This window comes from Roseovarius sp. THAF27 (genome assembly GCF_009363655.1).
GTDB lineage: Bacteria > Pseudomonadota > Alphaproteobacteria > Rhodobacterales > Rhodobacteraceae > Roseovarius.
The window spans coordinates 3,946,675-3,970,914 of the sequence record NZ_CP045393.1 but is presented as its reverse complement, the minus strand read 5'-3'; the positions used below and the strand labels follow the sequence as shown (position 1 = coordinate 3,970,914).

The following is a 24,240-nucleotide window of genomic DNA, read 5'->3' as shown; positions in this document are numbered from 1 at the left end:
TCAAGTAACCCGTGCGTGAGCGGGGGCCGGCGATCTCCCCTTGCCGGAGCGCGAGGGGCTGCCTGAAGCGTTCCGCCTTTGACCTGAGGCCTCAGCAAAAGGCGGAACGCGTCCAACGATTGTGCGGAGCACTGCATTTCTTGAAAATCCGTGATTCAGGTTTTTCGCGAAACGCTATAGGCTTTCCGCATGGATCACCGGGAGTTCATCGCCACCTTGCCTCGGGACGTATTGGCCGGGCTGACCGAGGCCGAGAATGCGCCCGGCGTATTCCGGCTGGCGGTGCATTTCGGGCTGATCGGGCTTTTCGGTGTCTGGATCGGGCTGGGCTGGCCTTTGTGGGGGGCGCTGCTGATTCCGCAGGGCATCGCCATCTGTTTCCTGTTCACGCTGGAGCACGAGGCGACGCACAAGACGCCGTTCCGGTCGCCCTGGCTGAATGAAGCGGTGGGGCGGGTGTGTGGCCTGCTGATCGTGCAGCCGTTCGAGTGGTTCCGGTATTTTCACCTTGCGCATCACCGGCACACCAACATCCCCGGCGAGGACCCCGAACTGCTGGCCGGGGCCAAACCCGAAGGCTGGCGCGCCTATCTTTGGCATGTGACCGGCCTGCCGTTCTGGGCGGCCATGCTGACCCGGACCCTGCGGAATGCGGCGGGGGTCGACCCGGGCGATTACGTGCCCGAGCGCGCGCGGCCGCGCTTGGTGAGGGAGGCGCGGGCGATGCTGGCGCTCTACGCCGTGGCGCTGGCGAGCCTCGTGGTGACGCCCTTGCTGTTCTGGGCCTGGATCCTCCCGGCGCTTCTGGGGCAGCCGTTTCTGCGGCTGTACCTGCTGGCGGAACACGGGCGCTGTGCCTTCGTGGCGGATATGTTCCGGAACACGCGCACCACCCATACCAACCGGATCGTGCGGTTCCTGGCGTGGAACATGCCCTATCACACCGAGCATCACGCCCTGCCGCAGGTGCCGTTCCACCGCCTGCCGGAGCTGCATGGCATGATGCAGGGGCATCACGGTGTCGTCTCGGACGGGTACGTGGAATTCACCCGAGAGTATGCCGCGACCTTGCGCTGATGGGCCAGTCGGGGTAACCGGCGTTCAAACCGGGATTGAGTGAAACGCCATGGATGACCTGAGAGACAAGTACCTGAGTGCCATTGCCGAGGCCGGTGACGAGGCCGCGCTGGAGGATCTGCGCGTGCAGGCCGTGGGCAAGAAGGGCGAAGTCGCGCTGAAGATGCGCGAGCTGGGCAAGATGACGCCCGAAGAGCGGCAGGAGATGGGGCCGAAGCTGAACGCGCTGAAGGACGAGATCAACTCTGCGCTGGCGGCCAAGAAGGTGGCGCTGGCGGATGCCGCGCTGGACGAACGGCTGCGCGAGGAATGGCTGGACGTGACCCTGCCGGGACGGCCGCGGCGGCAAGGCACGATCCACCCGATCAGCCAGGTGACCGAGGAAGTCACGGCGATCTTCGCCGACATGGGGTTCGCCGTGGCCGAGGGGCCGCAGATCGACACCGACTGGTACAATTTCGACGCGCTGAACATCCCCAGCCACCACCCGGCGCGGGCCGAGATGGACACGTTCTATATGCATCGGGCCGAAGGGGACGACCGCGCGCCCGACGTGCTGCGCACGCACACCTCGCCGGTGCAGATCCGGCACCTGGAAAAACACGGCGCGCCTTGCCGGATCATCGCGCCGGGCCGCGTCTATCGCGCCGATTACGACCAGACCCACACGCCGATGTTCCACCAGGTCGAAGGGCTGGCCATCGACAAGGATATCTCGATGGCGAACCTGAAATGGGTACTGGAGGAGTTCTTCACCGCCTATTTCGGCACCTCGGTGAAGACCCGTTTCCGGGCCTCGCACTTTCCCTTCACCGAACCGTCGGCGGAGGTGGACATCCAGTGCGCCTTTGAAGGCGGCACGGTCAAGGTGGGCGAGGGCGACGACTGGCTGGAAGTGCTGGGGTCGGGCATGGTGCATCCGCATGTGCTGCGCTCGGGCGGGATCGACCCGGATGAATGGCAGGGCTTTGCCTTCGGCATGGGGATCGACCGGATCGCGATGCTGAAATACGGCATCCCGGACCTGCGGGCTTTCTTTGATTCGGACCTGCGGTGGCTGCGGCACTACGGCTTCGCGGCGCTGGATGTGCCGACGCTGCATGGCGGCTTGAGCCGGTGACCGTCGGGCAGGGCATTCTGGCGCTTTTGTGCGTGATTGCCACTCTGCTTACCTATATCGCAATCAAGGTTGCGCGGGCGTTTCGGCGGCTGACCGAGGCGCGGATCAGGCTCTATACCGAGCATTTGACCCACTTGCACGGGATGGCGCATGCGCTGAACCACGGGCAGGATCTGCCTAAGCGTGCGCCGGGGGCGGACCGGGCGATCGACGTGATCGCGTCGGTCGCGGTGATGCGGGCCAGCACTGAGGCCTACGAGGCGGTGCTGGCGTATCACCATGCCCGGAGTGAGCGGCAGGGTGCGGCGCGGATCGAGGCCGCGAAGCAGGCGCTGGAGGCAAAGCTGGTCGAGCTGAATGCGCGGATGCGCGACGATCTGAAGCTGAACCGTGGCGCGGGCCAGATTCCGAATGCAGAGCTGTTTCGCGCCCAGCGCGGATCGTGATCGCGTAGACAGCGCAGCGTTCGTGGCCTAGGCTGAGCGCGAAAGGAGCCCTGTCATGGCGCTCACGCAGTTGATCTATGCCTCTCGCCCCTTCGGATACGACGATGCGATGCTGGCCGGTATCCTGCTGGATGCGCGGCGGTGCAATGAACGGGACGGGATCACCGGGGCGTTGATCTGTCGGGCGGATCTGTACCTACAGTTGCTGGAAGGGCCCGACAAGGCCGTTAGGCACTGTTACGCGCGCATTCGGCAGGATGACCGGCATATCGAACCGCGCAACCTGCTGGAGCGGTCGATCAAAACGCGATTGTTCCCGGCCTGGGCGATGAGGGACGACCCAGCGCAATCTTGGGTCTGGAGCCGCGAGGCGGTGCGCGCGGGCGCGGTGGAACAGGCGACCGAGGACGAGGTTCTGGGCTTTTTCAACCGGCTGGCGGCGGACGGCGTGGTGCCTTTTCCGCAGGATTAGGGTCTTTTGCTTGCCAATTCGGGCGGCGTGGTCTTTCTAGGGCGCGACTTTCGACAGACCCGGGGAGAGTGCCATGCAGATGTTCAAGGACAAGCGCCATGTGAATGCCGAGACACGCCGGCTTTACGCCATTTTCGAGCTGTTGCACACGCTGGCGGATTTCGTCGCCGCGTTCTCGTTCCTGATCGGGTCGATCCTGTTTCTGTGGAAGGCGACGGAAACGGTGGCGGTCTGGCTGTTCATCGTGGGGTCCGTGTTCTTTTGCCTGAAACCGACGCTGAAGCTGATCCGCGAGGTCAAGCTGGCCTCGGTCGGGGATACGGAGGACCTGGCGGAGCGGTACAGGCCTTGAGGTTTCGCGCCCGCAACGGCTCTGTTTTGCGCAAGGACCGGGCGCGATGGCGGTGCCAGTGCGGTCGCGCTTGACTTGGACGTGGCATCGGCTCAGCCTCTCGCGCAAAGGAGAGCGGACATGAAAGATCAACCGGCTGACAATTTTACCCTGCGCGCACGGCGCGAGGGCGGCGGCACGCCCAGGCTGAACGACTGGGGAGCGGATAGTGACTATGGCACGTTGCGGTCGGTGCTGCTGGGGCCAATCGAGAATTACCGCTGGCTGAAGACCTCGTCGGTGAGCAAGAAGACGCTGCGGCGGGGGGTGGAATTTGACCCTAACGTTGCGAAAAAACAGCATTCCGAGATGATGAGCGCCTATGAAAGCGCGGGCGTCGAGGTGCAGACCCATGTGCCGGATCCGGAACTGCCCTACCAGGTTTATGCGCGGGACAGTTCGGTGATGACGCCCTATGGCGCAATCATCACGCATATGTCGCAACACTGGCGCCGGGGCGAGAATTTCCGGGCGATCGAGACCTACCAGGGCCTTGGCATTCCGATTTACGATTTCGTCACTGCGGGCACCTTCGAGGGGGGCGATTTCAACGTGATCGAGCCGGGGTGTGTTCTGATCGGCTGGGAAGGCGAAGAAGGCCGGTCGATGCATGAGGGCGCGCGGCAGGTCGCGTCGTGGATGGAGGCCGAGGGCTGGGAAGTGAAGCTGGCCGATATCGACCCGTTCTATGTGCATATCGACCTGATGGTGGTGATGCTGGCGCCGAAGCTGGCTGCGGTCTGCACCGATTGCACCGATCCCGAGATCGTCGACTGGCTGCGCGCGAAGAAGATCGAGATCGTCGAGGTGCCGTTCCAGGAGACCATCGCTCTGGGCTGCAACGTGGTGGCGCTGGGGCAGGACCGGGTGCTGCTGCCCGAGGGGTCGAAGACGCTGAAGGAGAAGCTGCGCGCGCTGGGGTTCACCATTTACGACCCGGACCTGAGCATGATCACCCAAGGGGGTGGCGGCGTGCATTGCATGTGCCAGAGTCTGATTCGCGACCCGGGGTGATCTGAATGAGTGGCTGCGCCACGCTTTATTGTGGGGAAGAGGGGCCAGCCCCTCACGTTGAAACTGCGTTTCAACGCTCTCCCCGGGATATTTCCGGCCAGAAGAAGAAATCGTGAGGCGGGCTCTGCCGGTCTGCCTTGTCCTGTTCTGGGGCGGGATGGCGCGGGCACATGCGTCGGAGCAGAGTTTCGTTCTTCTGTTGCCGACGGATGTCTACATTTCGGCTGGGGTGGCGAGCGTCGTCCTGACGGTACTGTTGCTGGCGGTGTTGCCGGCGCGGGCGGGCGAGGCGGTGTTTTCGCCGGTGCCGCTGGTGCGGCGGCCACGTTGGGCATTGCGGCATGGGACCAGCCTGCTGGCGACGGGGATCCTGGCATTCGGCGTCTGGCAGGGCTTTGCCGGGCCGCGCACGCCGATGGAGAACCCGATGCCGCTGTTGACCTGGACGGTGTGGTGGGTGGTGCTGGTGAGCCTGCAAGGGTTGATCGGCAATCACTGGCGCTGGACGAACCCGTGGACCGGGGTGGTGGCGGTGTTGGCGCGGTGGACGGGGATGCGGGCGTTGATGCGCTATCCGCGCGGCTGGGGGTATTGGCCGGCGGTTGTGCTGTTCCTGGCGTTCGCGGCGTTCCTGTTGTGCGACCCGGCGCCGGCGGATCCGGCGCGGTTGGCCAGTGTCGTGGGGTTATACTGGTACGCGGTACTGTTCGGGGTGCTGCTGTTCGGGCCGGCGTTCCTGCTGCGGGGCGAGATGGTGACGGTCATGATGCGGGCCTATGGGCGCATGGGGCTGTTTGCCAAGGCGCGCGGGCGGCTGGCGGTTGGCCTGTGGGGCTGGCAGGGCGTGGTGCGGCGGGCGCCGCCGCTGGCGCTGGCGGTGCTGATGGTGTTCCTGCTGGGGACGGGCAGCTTTGACGGGCTGCACGAGACTTTCTGGTGGCTGGGGGTGATCGGGGTCAATCCTCTGGAGTTTCCGGGGCGGTCGGCGGTGGTGGTGCCGAATCTCATTGGATTGGTGGTGGCGAATTTCGGTCTGTTGGCGGTGTTCGCCGCCTGCCTGTGGCTGGGCGAGCGCATTGCCGGGACCGGGCGGAGCCTGCGGGCGTCGGTATGCCTGTTCGCTCCGTCGATCCTGCCGATCGCGCTGGGCTATCACGTGGCGCATTACCTGCCGGCCTTCCTGGTCGAAGGGCAATACGTGGTGCTGATGCTGGATGATCCGTTGTCGAACGGGGCCCACTTGCTGGGCCTCGACGGGTTCTATGTGACCACGGGCTTCTTCAACACCCAAGACACGGTGCGGCGGATCTGGCTGAGCCAGGCCGGGGCCGTGGTGGCGGGGCATGTCGTCGCGATCCTGATGGCGCACTCGCTGGCCATGCGGGACAGGCCCGACCGGCGGCGCGCCGTGCTGGGGCAGGCGCCGCTGGCGGTGTTCATGGTGGCCTACACGTTCTTCGGGCTGTGGCTGCTGGCCTCGCCGCGCGGTTGAGGGCAGTCCGGTCAAAACACTGGACAAACCGGGGCGGGCTTCGCAGGATCGTGCCAAAGTCATTTCAAAGAACGGGGAGAGTTCGCGATGACCAAGCTGATCAAGGGCACGTCGCGCCGGGGCGCGTTGAAAACACTGGCCGGAGCAGCGGCGGGCGCGGCGAGCCTGCCGCTTTGGGCGCGGTATGCGCAGGCGCAGAGCTCGGAGCCGATCAAGATCGGGTTTCAGCAGCACAGCACCGGCATCGGGGCCGCCTATGGCCGCTGGTACGGGCGCACCACCGAGGCGGCGGTGAAGTTGATCAACGAGGGTGGCGGCATCAACGGACGGAAGATCGAGATCATCGCCGAGGATGACGGCACGGATCCCAAGCGCGGTGCCGAGGTGGTGGAGAAATTCGCCAACCAGCATGGCTGTGACGTCGGTTTCGGCACGCTGTTTTCCCACGTGGTGATCGGGTCTGCGCCGCGGGCAGGGGAGTTGAAGCTGCCCTATTTCGTGGTCTCCGAGGGGCATCACGTGGCGAGCGGGATGCTGAACCGCTATACCCTGCAACCGGGCATCACGGACGTGAAGAGCCAGGTGCAGGCGATGGCGCCTTACGTGTCGGAGAACCTCGGGAAAAAGGTCACGATGATCTTCCCCGATTTCGCCTTCGGTCACGATCACCGGGATTTCTTTACCGCCGCGATCGAGGAACAGGGCGGCGAGGTCTTGGAGCAGATCGCGATTCCGCCCAGCGAGACGAGCTTTACCAAGTATTTCCCGCAGATCCCACGCGATACCGAGGTGCTGTATCACGTGATGGTCGGCCCTGCCGTTCTGACCTTCGTGAAGGAATTGGGCGAGTTTTTCGGCGACCAGGGGCCGGAAATCTTCGGCTTTATCGACAGCCTGGAGGCGGTGGATATTTCCAGCCCGGGCCTGGAGTTTTTGGAAGGGACGTATTTCTGGGAAGGGATGCCGCGCTACGCGCAGGAGGACCAGAGCGAGCACGAGGCGTTCTATCGTGAGGCCGTGGGCGTGGACGAGACCGGCGCGTCGGTCAGCGACCCGAGCGACGTGTCGACCTATGCGCATATGTTCGGCTGCTGGGAGACGCTGCACATCATCAAGGCAGGAATGGAAGCGTCGGGCTATGCCGGGCCGCTGGACCGCGCAAAGCTGATCGAGGCGGTCGAGGCGATGGGCGATATGCCCGAAAGCCAGGCGCATCCGCAGGGGGCCAAGCGGTTCAATGGCAAGACGCACCAGGTGTTCGGGCATCAGCATATCAGCCGGGTCGAGAACGGGCGACTGGTGCGGGTGCACACGACGTCGATCGACGACACGATGTATCCCGACGAGGTGGATTACACCACGCAGCCGCTGTGATGCGTGCGGCGGGCGGGGGCGTGTGACCTGACCTGATGGAATTCGGACCTCATCTTATCCTCGCCACGCTGGAAGGCGCGGTGACGGCTGCGGTGCTGGCGCTGACCGCCGTGGGCCTGAGCCTTGTGTTCGGCGTGATGCGGGTGGTGAATATCGCGCATGGCGAGTTCTACATGCTGGGTGCGGTGATTGCCTGGTACGTCGCGCAGATGGTGGGGGGGCATCCGGCGCTGGGGTTCGTTGCCGCGTTGGTGATCGCGCCGCTGGTCGTGGGGGCGCTGGCGGCGGCGGCGGATGTGACCATACTGAAGCATATTGAATATGATCCGGAGCGGACGATCGTGGCGACGATTGGCTTGCTCTATGTAATCCAGCAACTGACCCTGATGACCTATGGCCCCGAGGCGCGCCCCGTGGAGGCACCCTTCAGTGGCCGGGTCGAGCTGCCGTGGTACGAGTGGTTCGAGACGCTGTTCGGCATGGCGCAGCCCTGGGGCTGGAGCATCACCTCGTACAAACTGTTCGTAATCTTTGCCGCGGGCGCGGTGTTGTGCGGCGTCTGGGCGATGATGGCGCGGACGAGGATCGGGTTGTTGATGCGGGCGACGCAGGCGGATCGGGACATGGCGCTGGCCTTTGGCATCCCGGTGGAGCGGGTCTATGCGCTGGTCTTCGGGATCGGCGCGGGGCTGGCGGCGCTGGGGGCGGTGCTTATCGTGCCGATCCAGCAGGCGCATTACCTGATGGGGGTGGAGCCGTTGCTGCTGGCCTTCATCGTGGTCATCATCGGGGGGCTGGGGAGCCTGCCGGGAACCGTGCTGGCGGCGCTGTTCATCGGGTTGAGTGACGGGATCATCTCGGTCTTCTTTTCGCCGACGCTGGCGAAGATTTTGGCGACGCTGCTGGTGGGGCTGGTGCTGGTGTTCCGGCCGCAGGGCCTGTTCGGGACCAGAACGGCATGAGCATGGGCGGGCGCGTTCTGGGGCTGCACCTGGGCCTACTGGTGGTGCTGTTCGCGTTGCAGTTCGTGCTGCCGGCGTATCACCAGGGGAACATTGCGCGGATCATGGTGCTGGCGTCTTACGCCGTGGGGTACAACATCCTTTTCGGCTACACGGGGCTGTTGAGCCTTGGGCACGCGTTGTTTTTTGCGGCGGGCATGTACGGGATGGGGCTGACCATCCAGCACGCGGGGTTCACGCCCGCGCCCGCGTTGATCGCGGGGATCGTGGCGGGGGCTCTGGTGGCCGGGGGGCTGGCGCTGTTGGCGCTCAGGACCTCTGGCGTGGCGTTCATGATCGTGACGCTGATGTTCGCGCAGGCGGGCTACCTGACGATCCTCTATTTCGGGGAATACACGCGGGGCGACGAGGGGTTTGTGATCCAGCAGGCGCAGCGGGTGCTGTGGGGGATCGACCTGATCGACCCGACGGCGCGGTATTTCGCGGCCTGGGGGCTGTTCTCGGTCTGCTTCCTACTGTCGTTGTGGCTGGTGCAGAGCCGGTTCGGGCGGACTCTGATCGCCATCCGCGAAAACGAGGAGCGGGTGCGGATGCTGGGCTACGACACCTATGCGCACAAGCTGGGGGCGATGGTGGCGTCGGGCACGATCTCGGCGGCGGCGGGGGCCTTTTACGGCCTTCTGTTCGGCTATGCCGGAGCCACCTTCGGGTCGGTGCAGTACTCGATCTTTCCGCTTTTGTGGGTGCTCTTGGGCGGCGCGGGCACCGTGCTGGGGCCGTTCGTGGGCACGCTCTTCATGTTCTACCTCATCGACCTCAGTTCCGGCGTCACCTCGGCCTATATGCTGATCGCGGGCGTGGCGCTGGTGGCGCTGACGCTCTTCGCGCCGCAGGGCCTGACCGGCGAAGTGCGGCGGCGGCTGTGGAAGGGACTGCCGTGATGCTGCTGAAGGTGCGGGGACTGTCCAAGTCGTTTGACGGGTTGCAGGCGGTCACGAACGTGGATTTCGACTTGCCGCAAGGCGAGGTGAGGGCGCTCATTGGTCCGAACGGGGCAGGCAAGACGACGCTGGTTGGCATGATCTGCGGGCGGATCGCGCCGACATCCGGGACCGTGACGTTCGACGGCGAGGACATCACCAGTCTGCCTGCGCACAAGCGGATCCTGAAGGGGATGGCGTACACTTTCCAGATCACCTCGATCTTTCCGCGTCTGCCGGTGCAGGAGAACGTGGCGCTGGCCGCGCGGCGGCGGTTGCAGGGTCGCGCGGTGGAGCCCGCCGTGGCGGAGGCGTTGGGGCGTGTGGGACTGGAAGGGCAGGCCGGTGAGGAGGCGGGGAACCTCAGCTACGGGCACCAGCGCCTGCTGGAGATCGCGATGGGGCTGGTGCAGGCGCCGCGCTTACTGATCCTGGACGAGCCGACGCAGGGCCTTTCGGAGGGCGAGATCGACGCGTTCAAGGCGTTGATCCGGGACCTGGCGGGCGAGACGACGATCCTGCTGATCGAGCACAACATGAAGGTGGTGATGGAGACCGCCGACACGGTGAGCGTGCTGAACTTCGGAGAGATGCTGGCCGAGGGGACGCCGGAGCAGATCCACGAGAATGCCGACGTGCAGGCGGCCTATCTGGGGACCGGATGATGCTGGAACTGCAAGCGGTCAATTCGGGGTATGGCGCGGCGCAGGTGTTGCGGGATCTGTCCTTGCGGGTTGAGGCGGGGGAGATCCTGTGCCTGCTGGGCCGAAATGGCGCCGGCAAGACCACCACGATGCAGACGATCATGGGGCTGTTGCCGCTGATGTCGGGGCGGATCACGCTGGACGGGCAGGATATCGGCAGCCTGCCCCCGCACGAGGTGCCGCGGGCCGGGATCGGGTATATCCCGCAGGGGCGGCGGCTGTTCGCGGGCCTCAGCGTGGCGCAGAACCTGGAGATCGGGTTGCAGGTGCGTGGCGCGGGCAAGGACGTTCTGGACGAGGTGCTGGAGCTCTTTCCCCGGTTGCGGGAGCGGATGGACCAGCCGGCGCAGACCCTGTCGGGCGGAGAGCAGCAGATGCTGGCCACGGCGCGGGCGTTGTGCATCCAGCCCAAGGCGCTGCTGCTCGATGAGCCGACCGAGGGGCTGCAACCCTCGATGATCGAGGCGATCCGGCAAGTCATCGTCAAGATGCGCGCGCAGGGCGTGGCGATCCTGCTGGTGGAACAGCGGGTCGATGCGGTACTCTCGGTGGCCGACCGGGTGGCATTCATCGAGAACGGGCGCAACGGCGAGGTGCTGAGTGCGGAAGCGCTGCGGCAGGATCACTCGATCGTGGATCGTTACGTGGGGGTTTGACGCGTTTCGCCTCTCGTTGATCCGCAAGGGTGACGGCAAAACGCTTTGAGTTGACAGGGCGAAATGCGGCGGCGCACGATGAGCGCACCCCGGCATGGAGAGCGCGGTGAGCGGTTACATGAGGCCCGAGACCCTTGACCATGCGCTGGCATTGCTGGCGCAGAGTGGCGGGCGCGTGGCGGCGGGATGCACCGATCTGTTTCCGGCGACGGCGGCACGGGCGTTGCAGGGGCCGGTGGTGGACATCAGCCGCGTGGCGGGCCTGCGCGGGATCGCGCGGGGTGACGATGGTGTGCGGATCGGGGCGGCAACCACCTGGAGCGATATCGTGAAGGCCGACTTGCCGCCCGCCTGCGAGATGCTGAAACAGGCGGCGCGCGAGGTCGGCGCGGCGCAGATCCAGAACGCCGGGACACTGGGCGGGAACATCTGCAACGCCTCGCCCGCGGCGGACGGGGTGCCGTGCCTGCTGGCGCTGGAGGCGGAGGTCGAGTTGGCCTCGGCCACGGGACTGCGGCGGATGCCGTTGGAACGCTTCATCACCGGGCCGCGCAGGACGGCACTGAAGCAAGGCGAGGTCGTCACGGCGATACACCTTCCGCATCCGGCATTGGCGGGACGCTCGCGCTTTCTGAAGCTGGGCGCGCGGAGATACCTGGTGATCTCGATCGCCATGGTGGCGGTGCGGCTGGAGGTGACGGACAGCACGGTGTCGCGGGTCGCGATGGCGGTCGGATCGTGCAGCGCGGTGGCCCTGCGATTGTCTGCGGTCGAGGCGGCGCTGATCGGGCGCAAGGCCGACCATACGCTGACGGATCGTGTCGACGCAGAGGCCGTGGCGGCCGCATTGTCGCCGCTCGACGATATCCGCGCCGATGCCGCGTATCGGAGCCACGCCGCAACGGAATTGCTGCGCCGGGCTGTGGCGGATGTCGCGTGTGCGGGGCGCGCGGGATGAACCGGCCCATGGACACCTGTACCCTGACCGTGAACGGCCGGCGCCAGGTTCTGCCGGCGGACCCGGCACGGCGTTTGTCCGAGGTGCTGCGCGACGGTCTGGGCTTGCGCGGCACCAAGGTGGGCTGTGACGCCGGGGATTGCGGAGCGTGCACGGTTCTGCTGGACGGGGCGCCCGTTTGCGCCTGTCTGACGCCGCTGGGCCAGGCCGAAGGCCGCAGCATCGAGACGATCGAAGGGCAGAAGAACACCCCGTTGCAGCAGGCGTTCCTGCGGCACGGTGCGGCGCAATGCGGGATCTGCACGCCCGGGATGGTGATGACGGCGGAGGCCTATCTGCGCGGCGCGCGCGCCCCGACACGGGCCGGAGCCGAGGAGGCGCTGGGCGGTGTCCTGTGCCGGTGCACGGGCTACACCAAGATCATCGACGCTGTGATGGATGCGGCCCCCGGCACGGTGGCGGAGATGCCGCAGCCGGGCCGGGCGGTGGGCGCGGCCGTGGCGCGGCTCGACGGGGCGGCGAAAGTCGACGGCACCGAAGCCTATGGCGCGGATGTGGTGCCGCAGGATGCGCTGCTGGTGCGCGCGGTGCGGGCCCCTTATGCGCCGGCGTCCTTTGCCTTTGGCGATATCGACGGATGGGCTGCGGACAAGGGCGTGCGCGTCTTCACCGCAAGGGATATCGCCGGGACCAACCGTTTCGGCGTGATCCCTGCGTTCCGCGACCAGCCGGCATTGGCCGAGGACCGGGCGCGGCTGGCGGGCGAGGCGGTGGCGCTGGTCGCGGGCAAGCCTGCGATCATCGAGGCCTTGGACCTGTCGGGATTTCCGGTCGCCTGGCGCGAGGATCCGGCGGACCGCCCGGTGCACGACGCGCATCCCGACAACCTGTTGATCGCGGGCAAGGTCCGGCGCGGCATGGCCCGAGAGGCGATGGCCGACGCGGTCGTCATGGTCCACGGCACCATGCGGACGGGATATGTCGAGCACGCCTATATCGAGCCCGAGGCCGGCGTCGCCTGGATGGACGGCGAGACGCTGGTGATCCGGGCCTGCACGCAGGCGCCGATCATGGACCGGGACGATACCGCCGCCGTGCTGGGACTGCCGCCCGAGGCGGTGCGGATCATTCCGGCGGCGACTGGCGGCGGGTTCGGGTCCAAGCTGGACGTCTCGCTGCAGCCGCTGATCGGGCTGGTCGCGCTGAAGACCGGACAGCCGGCGCGAATGGTCTATAGCCGGGCCGAAAGCATGGCCTCGACCACGAAGCGGCACCCGTCGGACATGCGTGGAACCATCGGTGCCGACGCCGAGGGGCGTATCGTGGCGATGGAGTTCGACGGCGATTTCAATACGGGAGCGTATGCAAGCTGGGGGCCGACCGTGGCCGGGCGCGTGCCGGTCCATGCCTCTGGGCCGTATTTCATCCTCAACTACCACGCCGAGGCGCGGGCGAATTACAGCTATCAGCCGATCTCCGGCGCGTTCCGGGGGTTCGGCGTGCCGCAGGCGGCGATCCTGCAGGAGACGCTGTTCGACGATCTGGCGAACCAGCTGGGCATAGACCGGCTGGCCTTCCGCAGGTTGAACGCGTTGCGCGATGGGCAGGCGACGGTGTGCGGTCAGACGCTTTACGGCGTGGGGATCGGGGCGTGCCTGGAGGCGCTGGAGATGCCGTGGCAGGACGCCTTGCGCCGGGCCGATGCGGCCAATGCCAGGGGCGGACACATTCGGCATGGCGTTGGTATCGCCTCCTGCTGGTACGGATGCGGGAATACGGCCATCGCCAATCCGTCGACCATTCGGATCGGGCTGACGCGCGACGGACGGCTGTGCCTGCACCAGGGCGCGGTGGATATCGGGCAGGGGTCGAACACGGTGATCCCGCAGATCGCGGCGGATGCGCTGGGGCTGCCCTTGGCGCAGTTCGAGATCATCGGGGCCGATACCGCGCTGACGCCGGACTGCGGGAAGACGTCCGGGTCGCGCCAGACCTACGTGACCGGCAGTGCGGCCTTGCGCGCCGGGCGGGCTTTGCGGGCGCTGATCCTGAAGCAGACGAATATGGGGCCGGAGGCGGTGTTGCGGCTGGACGGTACCGTGCTGCGCGTCAGCGATGGTGAACGCGAGCAACAGATTGATCTGACAGACCTTTCCGAGCAGGCGCATGGCTATGTGCTGTGGGCCGAGGAAAGTTACGATCCGCCGACCCAGCCGCTGGACGAGGATGGACAGGGGGTGCCCTATGCCGTCTATGGCTACGGCGCGCAGCTGGTGGAGCTGTCGGTGGACATCCGCCTGGGGACGGTGAAGGTGCACAGGATCACCGCGGCGCACGATCTGGGCCGGGTGATCAATCCGCAACTGGCTGAGGGGCAGGTCGAGGGCGGCATCGCGCAGGGGCTGGGACTTGCGCTGATGGAGGAGTTCATACCGGGGCGCACCGAGAACCTGCACGATTACCTGATCCCCACCACGGGCGACATGCCGGAGATCGAGACGATTTTCCTGGAGGTGCCGGACCCGGAAGGGCCGATGGGCGCCAAGGGGCTGGGCGAGCATGTGCTGATCCCCACCGCCCCCGCGATATTGAACGCGATCCGGGATGCGACGGGGGCGTTGGTGACTGAGCTGCCCGCGCTGCCGCACCGGGTATTGGCGGCGATCCGGGAGGCGGGGCATGGCTGAGCGGGGGCAGGAGGAAAAGATCCGCTGCGATGCCTGCCCGGTCATGTGCTATATCGCGCCGGGCAAGATCGGGGCGTGCGATCGCTATGCCAACGAGGGTGGCCGCATCGTGCGGTGTGATCCCTTGACCATACTAGACCGTAGGGTTGCCAAGGGAGATGCGGTGAAGCCGTTCCTTGGGCCGGAGTGGGACGGCGAGATCCTGGGCGGCGAGGAGGTATTCGTCAGCGGCGTGGGGGCGGGCACGACCTATCCCGATTACAAGCCCGCGCCCTTTATCGTGAGCCGCAAGGTCGAGGGGGCCGATTTCGTCACCGTGGTGACCGAGGCGATCTATTCCTATTGCGGGGTGAAGGTGAAGATCGACACCGACCGGCACCTCGGGCACGAGACCGCGACCGTGCGCAGCAATGGCGAGGCGGTGGGGCATGTGACCACCTCCGAATATGGCTCGCAGATGCTGTCGCTGGGCGGGGTCGATCACCTGACCGGCGGCGGTAAGGCCGAGGGGCGCGCGACCTGCGATGCGCTGATGCGGCTGTGCAACCGCGAGGCGGTGGAACTGGAGATCGACGACGGCGCGACGGTGGTCGTTGAGGCCGGGCAGGCGCCCGTGGTCAATGGTCAGCGCGAGGAGCGGATGCGCGTCGGCTGCGGCTCGGCCACGATCGGCATGTTCGCCAGCCAGTGGCACGGGCTGGTGGACGAGGTGGTGGTGGTGGACGACCATATCACCGGAGTGGTCAGCGAGCACCAGGCGGGCAAGGTGCTTGGCTGGCTCGATACCGGCATTCGCATCAAGGGGCGACGTTCGACGCCGGGGCGGTATTTCCGGGTGGCCGAGCCGGGACAGGGCTGGGGCGGTACCGACCTGGACGATCCGCTGGCGATCCTGAATCCATGGCTGGAAAAGAAAGGCGCGCGGCCGGGGCTGACGCTTTTGATGGTCAGCACCACGGGGGAGCATCACGGGTACTATGTTCTGGATGACGACTTGCAACCGCGCGAGGCGGAGTTGCCGGAGGCGTTGAAACCGTCGGTGGCGCTGATTGCCGAGAATTGCGAGCCGGCGCTGTGCACGGTGATGTTCCAGGCGGGGGCGGGTGGGTCGCTGCGCTCGGGCGTGACGCAGAACCCGGTGAAGCTGACCCGCTCGGTGCAGGCGCTGAAGACGCGGGTGACCTGTGGCGGGGCGCCGGCCTTCGTCTGGCCCGGGGGCGGGATCACGCTGATGGTGGACGTGCTGAAGATGCCGGAAGGATCGTTCGGGCATGTGCCGACGCCCGCGCTGGTGGCGCCGCTGGAATTCACCCTGAGCCGGGCGGATTACCGTGCGCTGGGCGGACATGATGCGTCCGTGCGGACGGTGAGCGATATTCTGAAGCATGGCGGCGAGTACGGCAGCGCGGTGCGTGTCGTGGAGGGCGAGTGATGCCGGGCGCGCAGGCGAACTGGTTGCCGGATGGGCAACGGCTGCACCTGCATCACGGACCAATCGACATGATCGTGGGCATCGAAGGCGCGGGGCGGGACGCGGCGTTTCAGAGAGCGGTGGCGCGGTTCGAGACGTTGCTGGACGAGTTGGTGGCGGAGCTGCCGCGTTTGCGCAGCCCCTTGGGCGGGCAAGTCGAGGGAGAGACGGCGCGGCGCATGGTCGAGGCGGTGCGGCCCTTTGCGCCGGAGTTCGTTACGCCGATGGCGGCGGTGGCGGGCGCGGGCGCGGAGACGATCCTGGCGGCCATTCGGGGCGGGTCGGGCGTGCGCAAGGCCTATGTGAACAACGGCGGCGACGTCGCCTTTCACGTCGGTCCGGGAGAGGCGATGCGGTTGGCGATTGCAAGCCCGGTGCCGGGGCATGTGACCCTGCGGTCCGGTGACCCTGTACGCGGGGTGGCGACTTCGGGCGCGGGCGGGCGGAGCCATTCGCTAGGCATTGCCGATGCGGTGACGGTGCTGGCGCGGGACGCCGCGACAGCCGACGCCGCCGCCACGCTGATCGCCAATGCCGTGGACCTGCCGGGGCATCCGACGATTGTCCGTGTTCCGGCCTGCGAGGTGTCGCCTGACAGTGACCTTGGCGCGCGCGCGGTGACGCGGGCGGTCGGGGCGCTGACCCCGGCGGAGGTTGCCGAGGCGCTGGAGGCCGGGCGCGCCCATGCGGCAGGGCTGGTGACGCGGGGCGTGATCCATGCGGCCTGCCTGAGCCTGCGTGGGCAGTGCGTGACCGTCGGCGAGAGTTTGATGATCGAAGAAAGAGAGCCAGAACATGCCTGACTTCACCCTGCGCAAGACCACGCTTTTCGTCGAGGAGATCCGTCACGACGGCGGGCCTGCCGCCGGGACGCCGCGCCGCCGCGCCGCCATGGCGGCTCTGGTGAGAAACCCCTTTGCGGGCAGCTATGCCGAGGATCTGCAATCGGCGATGGACGACTTGAAGCCGCTGGGCCTGATGATGACCGACCGTCTGATCGAGGCGATGGGCGGCCCTGAGGGCATCGACGGCTATGGCAAGGCCGCCATGGCGGGCGAGGCCGGGGAGCTGGAGCATACCGCGCTGTGGCATGTGCCTGGGGGATACGCGATGCGCGCGCGGCTGGGCGAGGCGAAGGCGATCGTGCCCTCGTCGATGAAGCAGGGCGGGCCGGGGAGCCGGATCGACGTGCCGCTGGGGCATATCAACGCGGCCTATGTGCGCAGCCATTTCGACGGAATGGAAGTGGGCCTGCCCGACGGACCCCGTGCCGATGAGCTGCTTTTCGTGCTGGCGATGAGCCGGGGCGGGCGTATCCACGACCGGATGGGCGGCCTGACGGTGGACGAGGTAAAGGGCGAGGACGGGCTGCGCTGAAGGCGTTGGGGGGCTTTGCCCCCGTCCCGGGCAGGCCCGGGCCTCCCCCAGGATATTTTTGGCCAGAGGAAAAGGGAAGCGTCCGCGCGGGCAGGCCCCGTACGGGATATGTTCGAGGACCACGTATGACCCTGAACGCAATAGGGTTCCAAACAGGCCAATGATCGCGCGGAAATATGCGGGGGCGGTTTCGTCATCCCGGACGTCGGCTATGGGGACGGAGTTGCCGTTCAAGACGGAGGCGAGCGTCAGCCCAAGGGAGGGGCTGACGATGGCCGGGCCGCTTCGCGGCTGTTAACCGGCTGGGGGCGCGACATGGTCGCGATCATCAACGCGTCTGGTAAGGGGCGTCCGCGCGGGGGGCTGACCTTTGGGATTGAACCCTCTATAGGCGTCAGTTGAGAAGCGATCGGACTGCACCTGACATGAGCGATACCCCAACCAAGACACGTCAGCCGCTGTATAGCGACGCGGACAAGCGGAACATGCGGTGGTTCTGGCGGAACTACCTGCGCAAACACCAGGGCAAGCTGTTGCTGGTTCTGCTGCTGATCCTGGTGCAGGGGTTGGTTTACCAGCAGTTCCTGGCGTTGACCGAGGACGGGTTGCGGGTGATCTTCGAGGCGGGCGCGATGCGTGAACTGATCGAGGTCTGTATCGTCGTGTTCGTGCTGTTCGCCGTACGCGGCGTGGTGTCCTTCCTGGCGCCGATGATCACGGTCAAGGTGTCGAACCAGGCGATCTTCGAGATGCGGCGGGACCTGGTGGGGCACCTGATGTCGCTGGACCTTGCCTATTTCGAGCGCACCAAGTCGGGCGAGATCATCCAGAAGCTAGTGACGCAGACGCAGCAGATCGGCGCCTTCGTGGGCCTGGGCGTGGCGGGCGCGCTGCGCGACGCGGTGACGGTGGTCGTGGTGTCGGGGTACCTTATCTGGAAGAACCCGATCCTGTTCGTGTCGGCCATCGTGGTGCTGCCGTTCATAATCGTGGTGATGAATTTCGTCTCGGACCGGGTGAAACAGGCCCAGGGCGAGGCCGAGGAGGCACTGGGCGGCTACATGAACGGGATCGAGGAGACGGTGAACGGGATGCGCACCGTCAAGATCGCCCGGCAGGAGGAGGTCGAGAAAGACCGGCTGATGCGCGGGACCGATGCGATCCGGCAGCTGACGACCCGGGTGCAGGTGACCCAGGCGCTGGTGCTGCCGTCGATCGACCTCAGCTCGGCCTTTGTCTATGTGCTGGTGATCGGGGGCGGGGGCTACATGGTGCTGTCGCCCGCATACGACGTGGATGGCGCGGGGATCATCACCTTCCTGCTGGGCATGGTCATGGTCTTCGACCCAGCGCGCCTGCTGGCACAGTTCTTCGGCGGGCTGCAATCGAGCCTGGTGCTGCTCGACCGGGTGCGAAGCCTTTACGACCAGGAGCCAAGCATCAGGGATGCCGAGGGGGCGAAGACGGCGTTCGACACCAGCGGGGATATCGTTCTGAAGGACGTGACGTTCTCCTATTCGCCGGATCAGCCGCTGTTCCAGGGCCTGAACATGGCGTTCGAGGGGGGGAAGGTGTCGGCCATCGTCGGCTCGACCGGGTCGGGCAAGACGACGATCCTGTCGCTGCTGTCGCGCCTTTACGACGTGCAGGGAGGTGACATCACCTTTGGCGGGACGCCCATCCGGGACCTGCAGGTGGCGGCACTGCGCGGGGCGTTTTCGGTGGTGGCGCAGGATATCGTCATTTTCAACGCGTCGATCTGGGACAACATCCGTTACGTCAATCCGAAGGCGACCGAGGCGCAGGTCTGGCAGGCGGCCGAGGATGCCGAGATCGCCGACCTGATCCGGGCGCGCGGCGAGGTGCCGGTGGGGCCCAAGGGGGCGCAGCTGTCGGGCGGGCAGAAGCAGCGGATCGCAATTGCGCGGGCGTTCCTGCGCGATGCGCCGATCCTGCTTCTGGACGAGGCGACCTCGGCGCTGGACCAGGCGACGGAGGAGCGGATCAAGTCGGCGCTGGAGCGGCTGACGAAAGGCAAGACGACGATCGTGGTGGCGCACCGGCTGAGCTCGATCGCGGATGCGGACCGGATATTCGTGCTGGAATCCGGGCAGCTGGTGGAGCAGGGCCGGCACGAGGACCTGCTGGCCGAGAATAGGCTCTACGCGCGGCTCTACCAGGCGCAGAAGAAAGGCTATGACGACAGATAGGCGGAGCGGCCTTGCCGCGCAGGGTGTCTCGGCGCCGGCCCTTGGCCGCCGCCTCGGGGCAGCAGGGGCCGGCCTGACGCGCCGGTGCCGGTCGTGGGACGTGTGGCCGGTGGCTCCGGCGGGAATATTCCGGGACCAGTGAAGGCGATTGCCTAGAGGAAGCTGGCGAACGGGATGTAGGTGACCGGGTCCCCGGGGGAGATCGTGGCGGCACCGTCGGGCAGTTCGACCAGCCCGTCGGCCCAGCTGAGGCCGCTGATGCGGCCCGAACCTTCGGACTTGAAGACCTCCGCCTGCCCGTCGGTGACACGGGCGCGCAGGTATTCGCGGCGGCCGGGTTTCTTGGACTTGGAAAAGGCGGCGGGGACCTGAAAGCCCTGCGGGCGACGCCAGCCCTGACCCGACAGGAGGCCCATCGCGGGACGGGCGAAGATCAGTGTGCAGACCAGCGCGGCAACCGGGTTGCCGGGCAGGCCGAAGACCGGCGCGCCGTTCCAGAGGCCGAGCGCGAGGGGGCGGCCCGGCTTGACGGCGATGCGCCATTGCGACATCGCGCCGGCCTCGTTCAGGAGGGCCGAGACGTGGTCTTCGTCGCCCGCCGAGGCGCCGCCGGAGGTGAGGATCACGTCGGCCTGTTGCGCGCCGCGGTCGAGTGTGGCGCGAAGGGTGTCGCGGTCGTCGGGGACGCGGCCCAGGTCGATGGGCGTGAACCCGAATTGCTCGACCAGTCCCAGGAGCATGGGGCGGTTGGCGTCGAAGATCTGGCCGGCGGCGGCGGTGGCGCCCGGTTCGACCAGTTCGTCGCCGGTGGACAGCACCGCGACGCGCAGCGGCGTGTGGACCGTAAGGTCGGTGTTCCCGGTGGCCGAGAGGAGCGCGAGGTCGGCGGGGGTGAGCCTGCGGCCCTGGCGAAGAATGGTGTCGCCTCGCCTTACGTCCTCGCCCGCCTTGCGGGTGTTGGCGCCGGGCTTGATGCCGGGGCGGAAGGCGATGGCGGTGTCGCTGGCGGTGACGTCCTCTTGCAGGATGACCGTGTCGACGCCCCGGGGCAACGCGGCGCCGGTGAGGATGCGGATGGCATGGCCCGGGGGCACGGTGCCCTCGAACGCCATGCCGGCGGCGGCGCGTCCGGGGATGAGGGGCAGGGTCTGGTTGTTGTCCGTCAGGCTGGCATGGTTGAAGCCATAACCGTCGACGGCGGTGTTGGGCAGGGGCGGGTTGGCCCTCTTGGCAGTCACATCGGCGGCAAGGATCCGGCCGCGGGCGCGGTCTAGGGGCAGCGTTTCGGCGCCGACGACCGGATGGAGCCGGTCTTGCAGCAGGGCCAGCGCGTCGTCCACCGGCGTCCAGTCCACCCCGGCGGGCAGGGCGAAACAGTCGTCGCGCAGCGGCGGGGGGTGCAGGATGTCGTCGGCGGCGGCCATCAGTTTATCCTCGTGTCCAAGCCCCATGATCCAGCCTTCGACAGGGGCGTCGACGTCCAGCATGGCGGCCAGCGCACCGGGGTGCAAGCGGGCGACGGCGCGCGCCAGCAGGCGGACCTGGTGGGCATCGCGAATGCCGCCCCGTGCTTCGGCCCGCTTGACGATGGGGTTGATGAGGCCGGGCCAGATTTCGACCAGGGCGACGGGGGTGTCGAGCGGCTCGAACGGCCATGTGGCGATCAGCCCTGGGAAGCGCTGGCGCAGGCGGTGCAGGACGGGCAGGCCGGTGAGGACCTGGCCGCCGACCGCGCCGGCACCGGAGAGTTGCCAGCAGGTGAAGCTGCCCTTGGCTTGCTCTTCGACCGCGCGGCGGTCGGGAAAGAGATTGCGGTAGCCATGTTTGGTGCGCGGCAGGCCGGGGACGTCGTGATTGGGGCGGCCATTGCCCCAGAAGGGGCCGATGCCGTTGCCGATCGCGCGATTGATCTGGCCGGCGACGTCGAAGCGGGTGTTGGCCTTGGGGGTGTCGGTGACGTGGTCGGTCAGCCATTCCCAGACGGCGAAGGGAGAGTCGGTGCCGGTGAGGGCGCGGGCAAAGCCCGACGGGTAGGCGAAGGGGAAGTCGAGACCGATGAAGAGGCGGCGATTGGCGGCGGTCTCAGACTCGATGAGATCGGTGAGGATCGACTCGGCTTCAATACGGTTGCGTATGTATTGCGGTTCGGCATCGGTTCCGTCGCGGGTGATGCCCAGCCAGATCGCGTCTTTGCAGGGTCTGGCTCCAGTGTCGTTTCCGCCGGACCAGTCGACGATGGCGACCGTGTCGAATGTCTTCACAGACCCGTCTCGGCGAGGATGAAATCGGCGATGGCCTTGGTGTCGTCGAGGTCGAAGACCGGGCGGTCGAGGTCCAACGCGGTGTCGCTGGCCACGGCGCGGATTGTGGGGTCATCGGGCGCAATGAGCGGATTGCCCGTGACCGAGCGGTGCGCCTCGACCTTGGGATGGGCGTCGCGCTTGTAGCCTTCGATCAGGACCAGGTCTACGGGCGCAAGCTTGGACAAGAGCGCGTCGAGGGACGGCTCGTCCTCGTCGCGCAGTTCGTGCATCAGGGCAAAGCGGTTGCGCGAGGCCAGAAGCACCTCGGTGGCGCCGGCGACGCGGTGGCGGTGGCTGTCCTTGCCGGGATGATCGACGTCGAAGCGGTGATGCGCGTGCTTGACGGTGGAAACGGAGAAGCCGCGGCCGGTGATCTCGGTCACCAGGCGTTCCATCAGGCCGGTCTTGCCGGCGTTCTTCCAACCTACGACACCGTATAGTTTCATCCGTGGTCTTTCATCATGTCCTGCGCGCGCGCCAGATCCTCGGGCGTGTTCACGTTGAAGAACGGATCGCCCGCGATGTCAAACAGCGCCTCGCGGCCGCCGTGCTTTTCGGTCCAGATCACGACCTTGCGCAGGCCGTCCTGCAAGGCCGCGCGGAGGTCGTCGCGCAGGGCTGTGGGCCAGAGGCCGAAGGTGGGATGGCGGATGAGGCCGGAGCGGGACATGGACTTGGTTTTCTCGTCCGCGCCGCGCGGGGTCGCGGCAAGGACGAGCGGGTGGGGCATGTCCTGTGCCGTGTCGGAGAGGTGGGCGACGAGGGTTTCCGGGAAGAAGGGCGTGTCGGCGGCGACTGTCACGATGGTGTCGGCGCCTTGGGTCGCGGCCCAGTCGAGCCCGGCGAGAACTCCCACGAGAGGCCCGGGGAAATCGGGCAGGGGGTCGGGCAAAACAGGCAGGCCGAACGCGTCGAACCGGGTGGGGTCGCCATTGGCGTTGAGCGCCATGCCCGCCACTTGCGGCGACAGGCGCGCAATGACCTGATTCAGGATCGTGCCGTCGCCCAGCGGCAACAGCCCCTTGTCGCCGCCGCCCATCCGGGTGGCGAGGCCACCCGCGAGGATCACGCCGAGAGGCCCGGTCATTGCGAGGCCTCGAACCAGTGTCTGATGTCGTCCCACATGGCGTCATATTGATCGGCGGGCGCGGCCTCTTTCGGGATGGCGTAGATGAAGCCGCCAGCATACATGAAGAGACCCGACGGGTGGCGCGTGACCTTGTCCATTGCGGGCCAATCCACCGACCAGTGGGCGGTGTCGGAGGTCATGGCGAAGCCCTTCTGCGTTACGTCGTAGCGGACAGGGCCGTTGTAGAGCGGTGAATCGAGCATTCGGCGGTACATGCCGCGCGCGATGCTGCGCATGAAGCCCAACCAGATGAGCGCGGCGACGGCGAAGGGCAGCAGCGTGAGCAGAAGGGTGCCGATCGTGCCGTCCACGTCGAGCCATGCGATCAGCAGGAGACCGATGGCGATACACCCCGCGATGACGAAGACCATCAGGCCGAGGATGAAGGCCTGCATCGGCAGGTAGGCGCGGTGAAGCGCGTTCATCATGGGTTGGCGGTGCGACGCCTTGATGAACAACTCGACGCCGAGCGGGGCGTTGCTTTGGAACTGGTAACTCATGCGTCGGCGCTTTTGCGGCGGTGCTTCTTGTCTTCGTCCGGGATCGAGGCCGGGTCGGCGTCGCGCACCAGGCGTTCCTCGCCCGCGAGGCAGACGAAGCGGCGGCCGCGCATCCGGCCGATCAGGGTGAGGCCGACCTCGCGCGCGATCTCGACCCCCCAGGCAGTGAAACCGGAGCGGGAGGCCAGCGCGGGGATGCCCATGAGGGCGGTCTTGATGACCATTTCCGAGGTCAGCCGCCCGGTGGTGTAGAGCAGCTTGTCGTCGGGCGAGACGCCTTCCGACAGCATCCAGCCGGCGATCTTGTCGACGGCGTTGTGGCGGCCGACATCCTCCATGTAAACGAGCGGGCGGTCGCCCTGACAAAGTACGGTGCCGTGGATCGCGCCGGCCTCGAGGTACAGGGACGGTGTGCGGTTGATCGTCGCCGACAGTGCGTAGAGGTCCGAGGTTTTCACCTTGAGGTCGGGCAGGGTCGTGTCCTCCAGCCCTTCCATCATGTCGCCGAAGACGGTGCCGACGGCACAGCCCGAGGTGCGGGTCTTTTTCTTCAGCTTTTCCTCATAGGTCGTTTCGCCATCGGTGCGCACGACGACGGTTTCGAGATCCTCCTCGTAATCGACGCCCTTGACCGTTTCGCCATCCTTGAGCATCCCCTGGTTTCGCAGGAAGCCGAGGGCGAGATAGTCGGGATAGTCCCCGATGGTCATGGCGGTGACGATTTCCTGACCGTTGAGGAAGATCGTCAGGGGCCGTTCCTCGACCACCGCAATATTCGTGGGATTGCCGTCATGGTCCGCGCCGTCCACGGCCCGCGTCAGGCGGGGCGCTTTGGGGTCAGGGGCTATGATGTACGCGTTCAGATTGTCGGTCTTCGCCAATTGCGATCCCTCTAATTGCAGGATAGGCATCCCTTG

23 protein-coding genes are annotated in these 24,240 nt (G+C 66.7%); 18 read left to right on the top strand and 5 right to left on the bottom strand.

All coding sequences use genetic code 11. The features are described 5' to 3' along the window. Positions 1-189 precede the first annotated feature (189 nt). The 18 genes from FIU89_RS19665 to FIU89_RS19580 all read left to right on the top strand — a co-directional run bounded on the left by FIU89_RS19665 (position 190) and on the right by FIU89_RS19580 (position 19,391). Entirely contained in the window at positions 190-1,077 is an 888-nt protein-coding gene (locus tag FIU89_RS19665; protein ID WP_152494159.1) for a fatty acid desaturase, read from the top strand. 49 nt (positions 1,078-1,126) lie between these two features. Further along, complete coding sequence (pheS, locus tag FIU89_RS19660; protein ID WP_152494158.1) at positions 1,127-2,197, top strand: phenylalanine--tRNA ligase subunit alpha; 1,071 nt, start codon at positions 1,127-1,129, stop codon at positions 2,195-2,197. Next, on the top strand, positions 2,194-2,643 hold the full coding sequence (locus tag FIU89_RS19655; protein ID WP_152494157.1) for a hypothetical protein: 450 nt from the start codon (positions 2,194-2,196) through the stop codon (positions 2,641-2,643). Before pheS ends, FIU89_RS19655 begins: the two co-directional genes overlap by 4 nt. A 55-nt stretch (positions 2,644-2,698) precedes the next feature. Beyond that, positions 2,699-3,115 carry a BLUF domain-containing protein gene (locus FIU89_RS19650; protein WP_152494156.1) on the top strand — a complete coding sequence of 139 codons (417 nt, stop codon included), beginning with the start codon at positions 2,699-2,701 and terminating at the stop codon, positions 3,113-3,115. Between the two features lie 73 nt (positions 3,116-3,188). Further along, complete coding sequence (locus FIU89_RS19645; protein WP_152494155.1) at positions 3,189-3,467, top strand: YrhK family protein; 279 nt, start codon at positions 3,189-3,191, stop codon at positions 3,465-3,467. 120 nt (positions 3,468-3,587) lie between these two features. After that, positions 3,588-4,520: a dimethylarginine dimethylaminohydrolase family protein gene (locus FIU89_RS19640; RefSeq protein WP_152494154.1), complete on the top strand. Its 933-nt coding sequence runs from the start codon at positions 3,588-3,590 to the stop codon at positions 4,518-4,520. Between the two features lie 112 nt (positions 4,521-4,632). Next, positions 4,633-6,012 carry a hypothetical protein gene (locus FIU89_RS19635; protein WP_152494153.1) on the top strand — a complete coding sequence of 460 codons (1,380 nt, stop codon included), beginning with the start codon at positions 4,633-4,635 and terminating at the stop codon, positions 6,010-6,012. An 87-nt stretch (positions 6,013-6,099) separates the two neighbouring features. Continuing rightward, a complete protein-coding gene (locus tag FIU89_RS19630) occupies positions 6,100-7,386 on the top strand; it encodes an ABC transporter substrate-binding protein (RefSeq protein WP_152494152.1) in 1,287 nt (428 codons plus the stop codon). A 35-nt stretch (positions 7,387-7,421) separates the two neighbouring features. Beyond that, positions 7,422-8,348: a branched-chain amino acid ABC transporter permease gene (locus FIU89_RS19625; protein ID WP_152494151.1), complete on the top strand. Its 927-nt coding sequence runs from the start codon at positions 7,422-7,424 to the stop codon at positions 8,346-8,348. Then, positions 8,345-9,289 carry a branched-chain amino acid ABC transporter permease gene (locus tag FIU89_RS19620; RefSeq protein ID WP_152494150.1) on the top strand — a complete coding sequence of 315 codons (945 nt, stop codon included), beginning with the start codon at positions 8,345-8,347 and terminating at the stop codon, positions 9,287-9,289. The genes FIU89_RS19625 and FIU89_RS19620 overlap by 4 nt, the downstream gene beginning before the upstream one ends. Beyond that, positions 9,289-9,993 (top strand): ABC transporter ATP-binding protein, encoded by a 705-nt coding sequence (locus FIU89_RS19615; RefSeq protein WP_152494149.1) that lies wholly within the window; start codon positions 9,289-9,291, stop codon positions 9,991-9,993. The genes FIU89_RS19620 and FIU89_RS19615 overlap by 1 nt, the downstream gene beginning before the upstream one ends. Beyond that, positions 9,993-10,688 carry an ABC transporter ATP-binding protein gene (locus FIU89_RS19610; protein ID WP_152494148.1) on the top strand — a complete coding sequence of 232 codons (696 nt, stop codon included), beginning with the start codon at positions 9,993-9,995 and terminating at the stop codon, positions 10,686-10,688. The genes FIU89_RS19615 and FIU89_RS19610 overlap by 1 nt, the downstream gene beginning before the upstream one ends. Positions 10,689-10,794: 106 nt before the next feature. Next, on the top strand, positions 10,795-11,646 hold the full coding sequence (locus FIU89_RS19605; RefSeq protein WP_152494147.1) for a xanthine dehydrogenase family protein subunit M: 852 nt from the start codon (positions 10,795-10,797) through the stop codon (positions 11,644-11,646). Positions 11,647-11,654: 8 nt separating this feature from the next. Next, entirely contained in the window at positions 11,655-14,333 is a 2,679-nt protein-coding gene (locus FIU89_RS19600; protein ID WP_152494146.1) for a molybdopterin cofactor-binding domain-containing protein, read from the top strand. Further along, complete coding sequence (locus tag FIU89_RS19595) at positions 14,326-15,765, top strand: 6-hydroxynicotinate reductase (RefSeq protein WP_152494145.1); 1,440 nt, start codon at positions 14,326-14,328, stop codon at positions 15,763-15,765. Before FIU89_RS19600 ends, FIU89_RS19595 begins: the two co-directional genes overlap by 8 nt. Then, on the top strand, positions 15,765-16,607 hold the full coding sequence (locus tag FIU89_RS19590) for a UPF0280 family protein (protein ID WP_152494144.1): 843 nt from the start codon (positions 15,765-15,767) through the stop codon (positions 16,605-16,607). Before FIU89_RS19595 ends, FIU89_RS19590 begins: the two co-directional genes overlap by 1 nt. Continuing rightward, on the top strand, positions 16,600-17,181 hold the full coding sequence (locus tag FIU89_RS19585; RefSeq protein ID WP_152494143.1) for an amino acid synthesis family protein: 582 nt from the start codon (positions 16,600-16,602) through the stop codon (positions 17,179-17,181). Before FIU89_RS19590 ends, FIU89_RS19585 begins: the two co-directional genes overlap by 8 nt. Positions 17,182-17,606: 425 nt before the next feature. Then, on the top strand, positions 17,607-19,391 hold the full coding sequence (locus tag FIU89_RS19580; RefSeq protein WP_152494142.1) for an ABC transporter ATP-binding protein: 1,785 nt from the start codon (positions 17,607-17,609) through the stop codon (positions 19,389-19,391). 152 nt (positions 19,392-19,543) lie between these two features. On the opposite strand, the gene glp is transcribed toward FIU89_RS19580, so the two are convergent. Genes glp through fdhD form a run of 5 tightly spaced genes read right to left on the bottom strand, consistent with a single transcriptional unit; the run spans position 19,544 to position 24,204 of the window. Then, on the bottom strand, positions 19,544-21,652 hold the full coding sequence (glp, locus tag FIU89_RS19575) for a gephyrin-like molybdotransferase Glp (RefSeq protein WP_152494141.1): 2,109 nt from the start codon (positions 21,650-21,652) through the stop codon (positions 19,544-19,546). Further along, positions 21,649-22,140 carry a molybdopterin-guanine dinucleotide biosynthesis protein B gene (mobB, locus tag FIU89_RS19570; protein WP_152494140.1) on the bottom strand — a complete coding sequence of 164 codons (492 nt, stop codon included), beginning with the start codon at positions 22,138-22,140 and terminating at the stop codon, positions 21,649-21,651. The genes glp and mobB overlap by 4 nt, the downstream gene beginning before the upstream one ends. Beyond that, the gene (mobA, locus tag FIU89_RS19565; protein ID WP_152494139.1) at positions 22,137-22,781 is read right to left on the bottom strand and encodes a molybdenum cofactor guanylyltransferase MobA; all 645 of its coding nucleotides are present in this window, start codon (positions 22,779-22,781) and stop codon (positions 22,137-22,139) included. Before mobA ends, mobB begins: the two co-directional genes overlap by 4 nt. Continuing rightward, entirely contained in the window at positions 22,778-23,323 is a 546-nt protein-coding gene (locus FIU89_RS19560) for a YcxB family protein (RefSeq protein WP_152494138.1), read from the bottom strand. The genes mobA and FIU89_RS19560 overlap by 4 nt, the downstream gene beginning before the upstream one ends. After that, entirely contained in the window at positions 23,320-24,204 is an 885-nt protein-coding gene (gene fdhD, locus FIU89_RS19555) for a formate dehydrogenase accessory sulfurtransferase FdhD (protein WP_254701740.1), read from the bottom strand. The genes FIU89_RS19560 and fdhD overlap by 4 nt, the downstream gene beginning before the upstream one ends. Between the last annotated feature and the right edge of the window lie 36 nt (positions 24,205-24,240).

Excerpts from the sequence above, each read along its gene's own strand:
- FIU89_RS19665 (WP_152494159.1), top strand. The coding sequence starts at position 190 with ATGGATCACCGGGAGTTCATCGCCACCTTGCCTCGGGACGTATTGGCC.
- pheS (WP_152494158.1), top strand. The coding sequence starts at position 1,127 with ATGGATGACCTGAGAGACAAGTACCTGAGTGCCATTGCCGAGGCCGGT.
- FIU89_RS19650 (WP_152494156.1), top strand. The coding sequence starts at position 2,699 with ATGGCGCTCACGCAGTTGATCTATGCCTCTCGCCCCTTCGGATACGAC.
- FIU89_RS19645 (WP_152494155.1), top strand. The coding sequence starts at position 3,189 with ATGCAGATGTTCAAGGACAAGCGCCATGTGAATGCCGAGACACGCCGG.
- FIU89_RS19640 (WP_152494154.1), top strand. The coding sequence starts at position 3,588 with ATGAAAGATCAACCGGCTGACAATTTTACCCTGCGCGCACGGCGCGAG.
- FIU89_RS19630 (WP_152494152.1), top strand. The coding sequence starts at position 6,100 with ATGACCAAGCTGATCAAGGGCACGTCGCGCCGGGGCGCGTTGAAAACA.
- FIU89_RS19625 (WP_152494151.1), top strand. The coding sequence starts at position 7,422 with ATGGAATTCGGACCTCATCTTATCCTCGCCACGCTGGAAGGCGCGGTG.
- FIU89_RS19620 (WP_152494150.1), top strand. The coding sequence starts at position 8,345 with ATGAGCATGGGCGGGCGCGTTCTGGGGCTGCACCTGGGCCTACTGGTG.
- FIU89_RS19615 (WP_152494149.1), top strand. The coding sequence starts at position 9,289 with ATGCTGCTGAAGGTGCGGGGACTGTCCAAGTCGTTTGACGGGTTGCAG.
- FIU89_RS19610 (WP_152494148.1), top strand. The coding sequence starts at position 9,993 with ATGCTGGAACTGCAAGCGGTCAATTCGGGGTATGGCGCGGCGCAGGTG.
- FIU89_RS19600 (WP_152494146.1), top strand. The coding sequence starts at position 11,655 with ATGGACACCTGTACCCTGACCGTGAACGGCCGGCGCCAGGTTCTGCCG.
- FIU89_RS19595 (WP_152494145.1), top strand. The coding sequence starts at position 14,326 with ATGGCTGAGCGGGGGCAGGAGGAAAAGATCCGCTGCGATGCCTGCCCG.
- FIU89_RS19590 (WP_152494144.1), top strand. The coding sequence starts at position 15,765 with ATGCCGGGCGCGCAGGCGAACTGGTTGCCGGATGGGCAACGGCTGCAC.
- FIU89_RS19585 (WP_152494143.1), top strand. The coding sequence starts at position 16,600 with ATGCCTGACTTCACCCTGCGCAAGACCACGCTTTTCGTCGAGGAGATC.
- FIU89_RS19580 (WP_152494142.1), top strand. The coding sequence starts at position 17,607 with ATGAGCGATACCCCAACCAAGACACGTCAGCCGCTGTATAGCGACGCG.
- mobB (WP_152494140.1), bottom strand. The coding sequence starts at position 22,140 with ATGAAACTATACGGTGTCGTAGGTTGGAAGAACGCCGGCAAGACCGGC.
- mobA (WP_152494139.1), bottom strand. The coding sequence starts at position 22,781 with ATGACCGGGCCTCTCGGCGTGATCCTCGCGGGTGGCCTCGCCACCCGG.
- FIU89_RS19560 (WP_152494138.1), bottom strand. The coding sequence starts at position 23,323 with ATGAGTTACCAGTTCCAAAGCAACGCCCCGCTCGGCGTCGAGTTGTTC.